Annotated in this window: 11 protein-coding genes; 7 read left to right on the plus strand and 4 right to left on the minus strand. The window is 56.0% G+C overall.

Features of this window, described 5'->3' with window-relative positions:
• Positions 1-264: 264 nt before the first annotated feature.
• Positions 265-1,761 carry a sugar transferase gene (locus tag PGN37_RS01570; protein WP_335329263.1) on the minus strand — a complete coding sequence of 499 codons (1,497 nt, stop codon included), beginning with the start codon at positions 1,759-1,761 and terminating at the stop codon, positions 265-267.
• Positions 1,762-1,969: 208 nt separating this feature from the next.
• On the minus strand, positions 1,970-2,563 hold the full coding sequence (locus PGN37_RS01575) for an arsenate reductase/protein-tyrosine-phosphatase family protein (protein ID WP_335329264.1): 594 nt from the start codon (positions 2,561-2,563) through the stop codon (positions 1,970-1,972).
• Positions 2,564-2,686: 123 nt separating this feature from the next.
• Here PGN37_RS01575 and rfbA point away from each other — a divergent pair, with 123 nt between their 5' ends.
• The 7 genes from rfbA (at position 2,687) to PGN37_RS01610 (ending at position 10,553) form a co-directional block, all read left to right on the plus strand.
• The gene (gene rfbA, locus PGN37_RS01580; RefSeq protein ID WP_335329265.1) at positions 2,687-3,556 is read left to right on the plus strand and encodes a glucose-1-phosphate thymidylyltransferase RfbA; all 870 of its coding nucleotides are present in this window, start codon (positions 2,687-2,689) and stop codon (positions 3,554-3,556) included.
• 153 nt (positions 3,557-3,709) lie between these two features.
• Entirely contained in the window at positions 3,710-5,155 is a 1,446-nt protein-coding gene (locus PGN37_RS01585) for a sugar nucleotide-binding protein (RefSeq protein WP_335329266.1), read from the plus strand.
• Between the two features lie 308 nt (positions 5,156-5,463).
• Positions 5,464-6,264, plus strand: coding sequence for a hypothetical protein (locus tag PGN37_RS01590; protein WP_335329267.1), 801 nt, complete (start codon positions 5,464-5,466; stop codon positions 6,262-6,264).
• Between the two features lie 101 nt (positions 6,265-6,365).
• Positions 6,366-7,499, plus strand: coding sequence for a DUF1972 domain-containing protein (locus PGN37_RS01595; RefSeq protein WP_335329268.1), 1,134 nt, complete (start codon positions 6,366-6,368; stop codon positions 7,497-7,499).
• Positions 7,500-7,515: 16 nt separating this feature from the next.
• A complete protein-coding gene (locus tag PGN37_RS01600) occupies positions 7,516-8,658 on the plus strand; it encodes a Gfo/Idh/MocA family protein (protein ID WP_335329269.1) in 1,143 nt (380 codons plus the stop codon).
• Positions 8,655-9,527, plus strand: a complete 873-nt coding sequence (locus tag PGN37_RS01605; RefSeq protein WP_335329357.1) for a hypothetical protein — start codon at positions 8,655-8,657, stop codon at positions 9,525-9,527. The genes PGN37_RS01600 and PGN37_RS01605 overlap by 4 nt, the downstream gene beginning before the upstream one ends.
• Positions 9,528-9,545: 18 nt before the next feature.
• A complete protein-coding gene (locus PGN37_RS01610; RefSeq protein ID WP_335329270.1) occupies positions 9,546-10,553 on the plus strand; it encodes a glycosyltransferase in 1,008 nt (335 codons plus the stop codon).
• A 29-nt stretch (positions 10,554-10,582) separates the two neighbouring features.
• Here PGN37_RS01610 and PGN37_RS01615 read toward each other — a convergent pair whose 3' ends face one another.
• Together PGN37_RS01615 and PGN37_RS01620 are read right to left on the minus strand one after the other, a co-directional pair.
• A complete protein-coding gene (locus PGN37_RS01615) occupies positions 10,583-11,677 on the minus strand; it encodes a hypothetical protein (protein ID WP_335329271.1) in 1,095 nt (364 codons plus the stop codon).
• Between the two features lie 291 nt (positions 11,678-11,968).
• On the minus strand, positions 11,969-12,829 hold the full coding sequence (locus tag PGN37_RS01620) for an SMP-30/gluconolactonase/LRE family protein (protein ID WP_335329272.1): 861 nt from the start codon (positions 12,827-12,829) through the stop codon (positions 11,969-11,971).
• Between the last annotated feature and the right edge of the window lie 32 nt (positions 12,830-12,861).

The following is a 12,861-nucleotide window of genomic DNA, read 5'->3' on the forward strand; positions in this document are numbered from 1 at the left end:
GGAAACACGCTCAGGAAATTCTCAGAATTTGCTGACCTCGCGAATAGGGAGGCGTATCTTGATTTTCGATGTCGGGGGAAATGTGTAGGTGCGGCCATGACGGTTTTGCCCATGAGCACTACCGTGCCGGTACTGAATGCTCGCGGTGCGAATGTCCCCGATACCAGTTGGCGGACAACACCATTCAGGGCTGGTTTGACCGCATCGTCGGACGCTGGCTCAATCGCTGACCGGACGAAACGTTCGACCTTTGGCCAGGTGTGGTCAGTACGCCCCAGAATGCCCGAGCATGGCCTTGACGGTCTTGAACGCGATGATGAGGTCCGAAATCATCGACCAGTTCTCGACGTAGAAGAGGTCGAGACGGACCGAGTCCTCCCAGGACAGGTCCGACCGGCCGCTGACCTGCCAGAGGCCCGTGATGCCGGGTCGAACGAGCAAGCGCCGCTTGGCGTAGTCGTCGTAAGACTTCACTTCCTTGGCCAGCGGCGGGCGGGGGCCCACCACACTCATATCTCGCTTGAGCACGTTGATGAATTGGGGCAGCTCGTCGATGCTGTACTTCCGAAGAATGCGGCCGACGCGTGTCACCCGCGGATCGTCGCGAATCTTGAACAGCACCCCGCCTTCGCTCTCGTTCATGGCGGCGAGCTTGTCGACCATCTTGTCCGCGTCCACGACCATGGTGCGGAACTTGATCATCTCGAAGGGGTTTCCGTCGAGACCGATGCGCTCTTGGCGGTAGAAAACCGGGCCCTTGCTGGTCAGCTTCACGGCTAACCCGACGGCCAGGAGAATCGGGAGGCCGAATAAGAGCACCGAGCCGGAGAACAGAACGTCAAAGAGCCGCTTCTGAAAGCGCTTGGCGCCGTGGTACTGCGGCTTCTCGACGTGAATCAGTGGCAGGCCTGCGACCGGACGCATCTGCAGACGCGGCCCGGCGATATCGACGACGCCGGGTGCGACGAGAAGGTCTATGTCGAGCTTTTCGAGTTCCCACGAGAGGTCGCGAATACCTCTTCCGTCGAGACGCTCAGTCGCCGTGACGGCGACCGCGTGACTGTTAGTCGCTGTCACCGCACCCACGACGTTCGACTCGTCGCCGAAGGTCGGGACAGCGCCGACACCGGGCACGTCAATTTTCTTGCGGGGCAACAGCCCCGGTATGCATGCGCCGACGACCTCGTACTCCGAGCGAGATTCACGATGGAGCGAGGTCGTCAAGTCGCGAACTGCTGACGGACTTCCAACCACCAGCACTCGGGTAATGCAGCGGCCGTACTTCTGCCGAACCCGTACGACAACCTGTCGGGCGACCCACCGCAGGAGGGTGAGGACAATGACGCCGACGGGGAGCGCGATCATCAGGTAGCCCCGAGCGATCTCCAGCTTGAACAGCATCGAGATGATGGCGACCCCGCCGAAAACGGCAAGCGTCGCCAAGAGAACGCGGCGGTACTCCTCGGCACCCGATCCGATAACACGGGTTGAGCGCGAGTGGTTGATGGCCAGAGCGGCAATCCAAGCGACCGCGATGGCAATCGACACCAGGGCGTAGTCAAGGTTCTTGAATGTTGATGTCGAGACGTCTCCCGTGAGCGCGCCGAAGCGAAGCCACTGCGCGAGTCCTACAGCAAGTAGGACGCCGACAACATCGACGAAAATGAGCCGGCGCGCATACCCCCGCTGCCACGCCGGCACCTTTGTCGGTATCGGAACAATGTTTGCTGCAACTTCCAACCGATCGTTGACCGCCGTCACGCTTCCCCCCGAATGTTCTCCCCTTGGGCTGCAACTTTATCCCAATGAACACCGGTTTCTCAACCGGAACAGAGCGTTCGCTCAGCAACGTAGCACCAGGAAGGGCCTCAACGTGTGCCCAATTAACAGTTCAGTCGATTTCGGTTGCAAAGAGCCTCGCGCTGGCGGGTCCCGAACTCAGGTAATCGCCTAGGTAGCCTCTGGTCAACTAGACCGGGGGCCTAGAGAGGAAAACAACCAGAGGGCGCAAAAGAGCCGCAATGTGCGTCCCGACCGCTTCGAAGACCTCCTCCGGCTGACCCATTGGGTCGGCAACGTCGGTGGTCTCGTGGGCTAGCAGACGGGAGCGCAGGCGCGGGAAGTCTGCAATCGTCTGTGCGCCCGCTTCTTGCGCGAGGCGCGAGGCCTCCGACAGCGTGAAAGTACGGCGTAGTAGGCGCGGCGCTCGCTCTAGCACCGCTTCGCGGTGCGCGACCGTCATCGTCAGAACGAGATCAGCGCTGTCACCCATCGGAGGTTTGAGTTGGCGCGCGACGAAGTTCGACGGGTCACCTCCCAGCCTCCGCAGCACTCGAGCGGCTTCGCGATGGACTGGATGGCCAACCACGGCGCGGATACCGGCACTGGAAGCCGCTAAGTCGGCAAGAACGTGCTCTTTGGCATAAGCCGCTGTAAGGCGCTCCGCCGTCGGCGACCTACAGATGTTCCCCGTGCAGACGAACAAGATATTCAGGACACGCCCCCTTAACGCCCGTTGAGAAGAACACGAGTCTTTCAGCCTGACAGATGCGGGGGCGCGCATACGCCTGGGAAGTTGCCCGCACCCACCGGATGCACCAGTCCAAACGCAGGTAGCGGGTCAGCTGGCTTAGGAGTGCTGTCCTTTGACTGCGACGGGCCGAAAGATATGTGCAACGATAGGGCCGTGAGGGGGATTATTCTCGCCGGCGGCTCGGGCAGTCGCCTGCATCCAATAACACTTGGCATCTCAAAACAACTAATTCCTGTATACGACAAACCGATGATTTACTACCCCTTGTCGACCCTTATGCTCGCTGGGATTCGGGACGTGCTTGTGATAACGACACCGCACGACAGCCACAGCTTTGCTCGATTACTTGGCGATGGCTCGCAATTCGGAATATCGATCTCCTATGCGCAACAAAGAACCCCAGACGGTCTGGCGCAAGCGTTTACCATCGGAGCCGATTTCATCGGATCCGAAAAAGTCGCGCTGGTCCTGGGCGACAATCTTCTCTACGGCCCCGGTTTGGGCACTCAACTCCGGCGTTTTAATGAAGTCGAGGGTGGCGCGATCTTTGCATACTGGGTAGCTGAGCCGTCGGCGTACGGCGTGATCGATTTCGATGCAACAGGGGCCGCCCTTTCCGTTGAGGAAAAGCCAAAAAAACCAAAGAGCAATTATGCAATACCTGGACTATACTTTTATGACAATAATGTCATTGATATCGCGCGAACATTACAGCCAAGTGAACGCGGCGAATTGGAAATTACCGACATAAATCGCACTTACCTGATGGACAATAGCCTAAGGGTTGAAGTGCTGCCTCGGGGAACAGCGTGGTTAGATACCGGAACATTTGACCAGATGACCGACGCCGCCGAATTTGTCCGGACTATGGAGCGGCGAACCGGTCTAAAAATTGGCGTTCCCGAGGAAATCGCGTGGAGATTGGGATATGTCAGCGACGATACACTTCAGAGACGGGCAGACAAGCTCGTCAAGTCGGGATATGGCGCGTATCTGTTAAACCTCCTAGAGCGAGAGCGATAAGAATGAGGCCCGCCCACGGCCTCCGGCTCTTGATCCACCATGGGTGCGGGACTGCTGCACTCTGATGTTACGAAAATTAATCGATTGCAGACTCATCTATGCAGCTCTCCCTATTCAGCCAGAGACTAACGCGCAACATTCACGGAGCGTCGGATGCCACCACCTAACATTCACGGCCTAGCAATTGAGCGAACGACCATTTCTAATCTGCTCGTCATAACGGTTCCCGCGGGAAGGAAAACGCAAGGTTGGTCGCGCGGTTGGCGGCTCCAGCTGAATGCTACTGCTGGATTTCCCGAGCTCCTTGCGACACAGCGGAACGAATTCTTCGAATCTGAATTAGGAACCACGCGCGGGCTGCATATCACGGATCGTGCCCAGGTCATAAGTATTTCAAGCGGACGAATATATTTCGCCTTTGTCGACTTGCGCCTAGGTCCCGATTTTGGCGTGGTGTTCACTGCGGAACTCGGTAGCATGCAAGCCGTCGTCGTACCTCGCGGCGTAGGTGTCGGCCTTCAAACAACGGAACGCAATACGGGCTATACGGCTGAGACGGAGGCTCAGCCCGCCGTATCGTCGACGGTCGTGTCGGTCGACATCGCGGACACCGCGTTACCAATCGACTGGCCTATCCCGCTTCGCAGTGCCGCACTCCCGGTTCGACAACAAAGGCATGCCCGTCTCGAAGAGATCTCACCGGTACTCCCCCTCAAAATTCTCGTGCTTGGTGCCGACGGACAGTTAGGGCGAGCGCTGCAGGAAGTCTATGCCGGTGATCCAACAGTCGAGTTTGCATCTCGATCTGAAATTGACCTCGCGAAGACCGATTTATTGACGGTCCGAAATTGGACTGGATACGGTGCGGTGATAAACGCAGCAGCTTTCACCGCGGTCGATGCAGCCGAAACGTCAGAAGGGCGTGCGCAGGCCTGGGAAGCGAACGTGGCTGGCGTCAGTCGCCTAGCGCGAACGTGCTCAATTTACGGAATGACGCTTATTCATGTGTCAAGCGACTATGTGTTTGACGGTGCAGCCGAACAGCCGTATTGCGAGGATGATCCCGTATGCCCCGTGAGTGTGTACGGTCAAACCAAGGCAGCGGGCGATAGTGTAGTGGCAATGGTGGCTCGCCATTACATAATTCGAACGACCTGGTTGGTTGGCGACGGATCAAATTTCATCCGGACGATGATCAAACTTGGCCACTCAGGGATAAACCCGTCCGTCGTGAAGGACCAGAAAGGGCGCCTCACAGCAACAGCGGATGTAGCCCGCGCGATCCAGCACCTGCATTCGACCAGAGCAGACTACGGAATTTACAATCTGTCGAGCTCCGGCCCGAGCATGTCGTGGGCTGACATCGCTCGACGCGTATTTGTGCTCGCTGGCTACAACCCTGAGCTTATTACCGATACTGACAGTGCCACATTCCGCAGCTCCCGACCTGGACCAATCGCCGAACGGCCAGCAAATAGCGTACTCGACCTGCGCAAGATCGAGGCGACAGGTTTCGTCCCGCGTCATGTTGACGACTGGCTTCCGACGTACGTTTTGGAGGCCACCGGCCGCACTGGCTGCCGAACTGAAATCGGCTGATAGAGACGCGTCGCTTGCTCGACGGTAACCGCACCTAGTGCGACTGCTTTCTTTCCTCTCCACTGTTCACGAGGCTGCGTGGGCCCCAACGACTATCGCGAATCAGCTAAGGCGTTTGGTCATCCAGACGTTTGAGCTCAGTTACTTCGCCCCGCCTTAACAATGGCTGGATCTTGCGTCCTGGCTACAGCAACCACGCGAATCAGCCTTTTTAAAGCCTTATGCGACTCGAAGCTGCGAGCCGGAGGGCCCCACTCAACAACTCTCGGATCATGGCGAGCACCGGCCGCAGGGGTTAGCCTGAGGCCGTGATTAATCTGGGGGACTACGACACAGACAAGTCTGAGCTCTATCTGAGCCGGTACACGCGAGAGTTTGGACACCTGTTCGAGCGCGACATCGCTCTTCTTGAACTAGGTGTCCAACGCGGCGGATCGATGCACCTGTGGCGAGACCTATTTCCGAAGGGTCAGATCGCAGGCCTGGACCTCAACGTAATACCCGTCGAGGACACATCAGGGCGCATCCACGTGTATCAAGGTTTTCAACAGGACAAGGAAGTTCTCGACCGCATCGCCGCCGAAGTCGCTCCGAACGGCTTCGACATAGTTATAGACGATGCGTCCCACCTCGGCGAGTACACGCGCGATTCGTTCTGGCACTTGTTTCGTCATCATTTGAAGCCCGGGGGAATCTATGTGATTGACGATTGGGGCTGCGCTTACTGGAACGAGTGGGCAGACGGGCACAAGTTTGGCGGTTCACGAGCCGCGCTAGGTGACTTCAGTGAGACGCCCGCGGAGGCGCCGGCCACGATCGGTTACCGCGAAAGGGCCAGGCGCACGGTGCGTGGCGCTGCTCGGCCCGTCGCCGCTAAAGTGCCCGACAAATATCGGCCTACGCTTGAGAAGCTGTATATGAGAGTCGAGGGGGCAGCCATTCAAACCCGGTTCAAGAGTCACGACTACGGCATGGCCGGATTCGTGAAGCAGCTAGTAGACGCGGTTTCAATTGGCTCCATCGACAGAGCAGAAAAAACTTTCGACAATGAGATCGGCAGTATCCACATATACGACGCTCAAGTCTTCGTACACAAAACAACTAACTGATTAGCACACACTTGTACGGCCGCAACTCGCAGCGGATGACTCCGAGTTCGGCACGTTATGGGATCTTCGCCAACCGCGATGCGATGAAGGATGCTTAAAGCATGACAAATGTCCAACCAACGGTTCGCATCCTTGGAACGCATGGGGTTCCTGCCAATTATGGAGGTTTCGAGACGGCTGCAGAAAATATCGCACGCTATCTCGTAGACCACGGATGGCACGTAATCGTCTACTGCCAAACTGATCATCGCGGCCCGATTTACCAGGACGAATGGAACGGAATAACAAGGGTCAACATATCGGTACCTGACTTGGGGTGGACCGGCACCGCAAGATTTGATTGGCTATCTATCCGTCACGCCGTCAAATACAATGATGTCTGTTTGACGTTTGGATACAACACTGGCATTTTTAACATTCTGCAGCGTGCACGCCGGGTTCCAAACGTGATAAATATGGATGGGATCGAGTGGTCCAGGAGGCGCTGGGGGTTAGTCCGACAAAGCATTCTGTATCTGAACGAACGCTTCGCAGCCGCGTTCGGAAACGAACTGATCGCGGACCATCCGGAACTCAACCGATACCTCCAGACGCGCGCGCCCGCCCGCAAGATCACTACCATAACTTATGGCGCCCACCCCGTTGTCGACCCGCCACCACGCCCAGTCATTGAGTTAGGTCTTCGGCCGGGCGAATACCTTACGCTAATAGCTCGTCCCATACCCGAGAACTCGATTCTCGAGATAGTGCGCGGCTTCTCCGCCAGAAATCGCAATGTTCGACTCGCCATTCTCGGAAACTACAGCAGCGACTCCGACGAGTACCACAAACAAGTGCGGAACGCAGCCAGCGACGAAGTAGCTTTTCTGGGCGCAATATATGATCCTGTCGTAGTTCAAGCCTTGAGATATCACTCGATCGGATACCTACACGGGCACACGGTTGGTGGGACAAATCCATCTCTCGTCGAGGCGCTCGCCGCGGGGAATCCTGTAATTGCGCATGACAATAAATACAACAGATGGGTAGCAGGCGATGCTGGCCAGTATTTCATCAACAGTGACGACGTCGAAAAGCAAATCAGCGATCTGCTCGAGAACTCCGAGCTAGCACAAAACTTGCGACGCAACGCACTTGCGAGATTCGAGAGCGAATTCACTTGGGACCGAGTTGCCGGTCAATATGAGACACTGCTGACAAAGTGTCTTTCCAATGGCCGTAGAGCCGCGGACTAAGACTGACGGAGAAGATATGATACGGGTCGGAATTGTGGGCCTCGGAAAGATGGGCTTGTCGCACTTGTCTATTGTCAGGGCCCATGCGAACGTGGAAGTAGTCGGCGTTTGCGATTCCTCTAATTTCATACTTGATGTACTAGGAAAATACACGGGCGTCCGTACTTATAGCGACCTCGACTCGATGCTCGAGGCCGAGCAACTCGACGCCGCAGTCATATCTACTCCATCGAAGTTTCATGCTGCGATGGTGCGATCCTGTCTTGAGCGTGGCATCCATGTGTTCTGCGAAAAGCCATTTTGCCTAGATCCCGAAGAATCCTTTGCACTGGCCGAGTTGGCACGAAAAAAGGGTCTGGTCACCCAGGTTGGCTACCACAACCGCCACGTCGGCGCTTTCGCAGAAGTGAAGCGGCTTCTAGATATCGGAGCCTTAGGCGAAGTCACGCACATTCTTGGTGAGTCGTACGGTCCCGTTGTGTTGAAGCCGAAGGGAAGCACATGGCGGAGCAGAAAGGATGAGGGCGGGGGCGCTTTGTACGATTACGCGGCCCACCCGGCAGACCTGATGACGTGGTATCTCGGCCGGCCGTCTTCGGTATCGGGAACAGTGCTTGGTCGAGTGTTTTCGGCAGAAACCGAGGACGAAGTTTTTACCACTTTGAGATGGCCCAGCGGACAAAGTGGTCAACTGTCCGTCAGTTGGTCGGATGAGTCTCAACGCAAAATGACCACGCGTATTTCGCTGTGGGGCACCAACGGCAAGATCTTTGTTGATCGCCAAGAGCTGCAAATCTACCTCCGTGACGACAGATCCGCATCGGAGGGGTATTCCAAGGGTTGGTCGGTGCGGTACACCACCGAGTTGACCGGAGAAGTCGACTTCTACGTCAGAGGCGAGGAATATTCGGCGCAGATCGACGCGTGGGTTCGACGGATAGAAACGCAGGCGATGCAGGGCCTGTCCGACTTCTCTGAGGCGTCGATCACCGATGAGCTTTTATACGCAATTGCCAATAGCGATGACGGAAGTGTCAGGACACTTGGCCAACCACCGGCCCCGACTATTCGCATGAGACCTTTAAGACGATCGTCAGCCGCAAGCAGACTCGGTTTACGATTGAGATCCTTCAGCAAGCGCAACAGAGGGGTTCAATAAAAATGGATCCGCTACTTTTTGGAGACAACCAGTTCTTCGGTGTTAACCACATGTCGGAGGAGAAGGCGCGCGCTCAGGCAATGCGGTTTCAATCGACCGACGCGGTCATGGCAGTCTTAGATGCTGCGTACGACTGTGGAGTCAAAACCTTCATGTGTACCACTCACGAGCGAATTGCTGAAGTAGGCGACAGATTCCGCGCTAACCCGTCACGGTATGACGGCCAAACTTTTTTACCCTGCATGCCATACGCGCACAAGTATGCGAACGCCATGGCGGAAGTTGGCACCTTTGGCGCTATCCGGCAATTCCTACCTAATGAAGGACTTCTGGATGCCGCCGTGCGAGGTGGAAAATCATTCGCCCGCAAAGACGTCGAAGGAATCATCACTCTACTTATCGACGCGGAAATGAAAATGTTTAGCGGCTTAGCGACGCCAGTCGTATTTTTACAGAATGTCGTGGTGGATTTCCTACTGGGCATGGGCTTTCTCGAGGCGTTCCGCATTTTCGCTGATCACGTCCAAAAGAGGTACGGTGCCGAACCCGGTTTCATCACCATGAACATGCCGCGGCTCTTGGACGCGTTAGATTCATTGGGCATCCAAAACCCCATTGTGTGTTCTAACATTAATAAGATCGGTTTCAGGATGTCAGGCGGTATAGACGCATACATAGAAGCACTCCACAATAGGAAATTCCGCGCAATCGCTATGTCTGTTTACGCCTCCGGCGCAATTCCGCCAGACGAGGCAATTTCGTGGGTCGCCTCATTGCCGAATATTACATCTATAGTATTTGGCGCATCGAGTCGAGCCAACATCCAGTCAACCACGAAACTTGTCGAGAAGTACTGGAAAAATGCGTAGGCGCTGACTGGAACTCAAATGACGAACAGCACACTACTTGTACTGAATCCTTTGCGAGCTACGCTGAGCCACTACGAGCGAGAACTAATTGCGACGTTGGAAACAGCGGGATACCAGAAGATCGACATTCTTAAAACGACTCAGGCCGACGGCGTAGTCGGAATGCGGGAACGGCTTGGCATCACTCTGACGAGCGCGTTTGAGCGTGCTCGACTCGGCAGCTCGATAAACGGCAGAGCAATTCTCGTCGTTTGGCCGATGTTCGGATACCTCGATCCGCTCTCGCTTTACCGATTATGCAAACGGAATACGGTGCTTTTTGTGCTCCATGACCCTACCCCGCTGCGGCATCAGTACGGGCACTCGCGGTTTTCGCGGCGCACGTTTCAATGGCTCGTGTCCTCAACGCGAAGTGAAGTCGTGTACCACACACGCTTGGCGCAGGAGGTGGGAATTAAGTCATGCGGTGTCGATGGAGTCGTTTTAGCTCATCCGATTAGCGACGAGCCGCCGGCGCTTCTACCGCGCAAGGAACGCCACGCAGTAAGAGTGCTCGGCCAGTACAAGCAGACCCGGAGTCTCGACGCGCTTACCGCCATAGCGTCCGCGGCGCGTAGCCTCCAATTAGCCGAGCTGGAGATCCACGGGAGAGGGTGGCCTGCAGTTGCCGGCTGGAAGGTAATGAACAGCTTTGTGCCGGAGGCAAAGTTCGATCAACTAATCGAATCTTCGAGAATAGTTGTCATTCCGTACGATTCGTTCTTCCAGAGTGGCGTGGCGGTACGCTGCCTAGAACGCGGAATCCCTGTAGTAGCTCCAAGGCACGAACACATCATGCAGTTATACGGCTCGGACTGGCCGGGCCTGGTTGCCGACGCAAACGACTGGGATAAGGCTCTTCTCCGAGCCATGATTGTGGATTCGGCGCGCCTCCGTGCTCGAGCCGTCGAAGTGCGTAAGACGATTAGCCAAAACTGGTCTTCCGCTCTCAGCAGCTTACTCGGCGCTGAGCAGATGAAGTACTGAATCGCAACGAGAACCCCCATTTGCGAGAACTAGCCAGTCGAAAAGCTGCCGACATATCGCTTCTGCAAGGTAGGAGTCCAGCTTTTGTGCAGCATCTCGAAGCGGAAACCGCGTCCCTCAGCCTCGGTAAGTCGCTCATCGAGGAAATCGCCATGCACAGTGCTAACGTATTGATTCTCGTTGCCCTTGGGTATGAAATCGGCAAAAAAAGCCGGGTGCGCGTCACGAATGCCCTGCATCAGTTCTGGGTAGGAATGACGATCGGAATTGGACCAGAACCCCACGTCCTGCGGGCCGCGACCATCGAAGCCCCAGAGTCGCAAATCTTTACTGACAGTGCAGCCGACCGGCAGAAGTAGATGATTAAGGACGTTACCAACCTTGGGCAGCGAAAAATTTTTAGATAAATCTACAGTGATGTCCGTGTGCAGGCCGATTGGGATAGGGATAAGGGACTGCTCCACCGCTTTGAACTCTGGGCGCACGATGGCATCAAACATAGCCGGATATACAAAAAGAGTTCTGCCCTCGGACTCGTCAATGCGGCGTAACGCGTCAGCGCGAAATGCAAGAGAATGAGGCGTACTGCCGAAATGATAGATTGCATCGCCGGCTACCAAGAACGAAGGTTTAAGATGATTCCACAGGTCGGGGTCGCGGACGATCGTATTACATGCAATGACAGTGCCATCATCGAACGCCCGCTTCCTCGCTAATTGAAGGGACGGACCTGTGCCGAAAAGGTATGCCGCCCTTCCGTCATCAGCTTGAAGACGACGGATGTGACCTACTAATGTTGCGTGCGCGTTCTCGACATGGTCTCGCCAAGCGTCCCCGCTTAACTGGGTGATGAGGTCAGCGAATTCCCAACCGTCATACGGGTTGGACTCATAGTCGAGGTCTGCGACCCAAGGTAAAGCACGACGCGCAAATTTCACGAGTGAGTTCTCGTCGGCGGTGGCTAGCCCCGCACTCATGAAAATAGCAGGTAGCGTCGCCTTCGGCACGCTATGCAATCTGAGAGGCTTCCCCAGATGACCAAACCCGAATTCTAGCCGCTCCTTAATCCCGGCCACCTTCTCTTCAGAAGCTTTCGAGGTCACAAGAATAACTTCGGGCCGCACGAACGGTCTTCTTAGACGACTGATGGCCATGACTACAGCACGGCGCAGTAAATGTACCGCTCGCAGGCGTATTGGTAATGCGTGACGCAATATGACCCTCCACCTTGGGACTGCCCAATCCAAGTCGCGCACAACGCACTGCGAGACCGTATACGTTACCCGTCTTACACCGGAGGCTAACGCATCAACCGCTGACTCACAACGCAGAAGCAACTGCCCACCGGAAGCCTATAAACGCAGACACCAGTTTCAAAGCACCAAGCGCCTACACGTTCGCCAGCAAGCCGCAAGCTAACCAGAATATTCCGCCAGCAGCGCCCCGCTGCAGGAAGTTTCGATACAAAATACTGCGCCAGCGTTAGGTTCATCCGCAACTAAATCTTTGCGCGACGTGGTTATAAAGAGCGTTCTTCTCCGCTCTCCCCCGAACGCGCACGAGCTGACTTGCGTGACGCCGGGCACGCTTATGATCTCAATGAGCTGGCCGTGCCTGTCGTAGTGCCGCACCGAACTGCCACCCCACATCGCGATCCAGAGGCCGTCCTCGTCGTCTATCGCCATTCCGTCGGGCACACCTTCGGCTTCTTCAAGACTTATATGCTTGTGGCGCCGTAACCAGTCGCCCGAATGCGGATCAACATCGAAGGTGTCAACCCACTGGGTGGGTGAATCGATGTAGAAGACCCGCGATCCGTCGGCCGACCACTGAACGCCGTTAGAAACGGTAACGCCGCCAATGACTGGCCTGCTCTTACCACCAGGCGCGACTTTATAAACGGCTCCCCCGCGAGACTTCTCGTCGTATCTCATGGACCCCACAACGAAGTTGCCAAATGGATCGCAACCACCGTCGTTAAGGCGCACATCGGAATCATTCACCAATGTTGCGACCGGTTCGGCACGGCCGAAATTATTATCAACCGCGATGAGTTCTTTATCCGTGGCAACTATGAATCCTTCTCGAGCACGGTGCCTCACCACCGTAACTGCACGCTGCTCCAAGTCGTGTCTATGAATCGCTCCATCACTCGCTATCTCTACTACATGACCCTCGAAAACGTCGCAGCACAGCAGCCGATCACCACGCGAATCCCAGAAGGGGCCTTCGCCGTGGTGAGCAAAAGCTGCAGTAAATTTTTCGGCGCTTCGCATAGCAACCCTCTCCTCGAGACCGCAGGCAGACT

The sequence above is a fragment of the Mycobacterium kyogaense genome (assembly GCF_036946525.1).
GTDB classification, from domain to species: Bacteria; Actinomycetota; Actinomycetes; order Mycobacteriales; family Mycobacteriaceae; genus Mycobacterium; species Mycobacterium kyogaense_A.

Bases quoted from the DNA above. Each gene is read 5' to 3' on its own strand.
- PGN37_RS01620 (WP_335329272.1), bottom strand. From the start codon at position 12,829: ATGCGAAGCGCCGAAAAATTTACTGCAGCTTTTGCTCACCACGGCGAA.
- PGN37_RS01585 (WP_335329266.1), top strand. From the start codon at position 3,710: ATGCCACCACCTAACATTCACGGCCTAGCAATTGAGCGAACGACCATT.
- PGN37_RS01610 (WP_335329270.1), top strand. From the start codon at position 9,546: ATGACGAACAGCACACTACTTGTACTGAATCCTTTGCGAGCTACGCTG.
- PGN37_RS01595 (WP_335329268.1), top strand. From the start codon at position 6,366: ATGACAAATGTCCAACCAACGGTTCGCATCCTTGGAACGCATGGGGTT.
- PGN37_RS01575 (WP_335329264.1), bottom strand. From the start codon at position 2,563: ATGCGCGCCCCCGCATCTGTCAGGCTGAAAGACTCGTGTTCTTCTCAA.
- PGN37_RS01600 (WP_335329269.1), top strand. From the start codon at position 7,516: ATGATACGGGTCGGAATTGTGGGCCTCGGAAAGATGGGCTTGTCGCAC.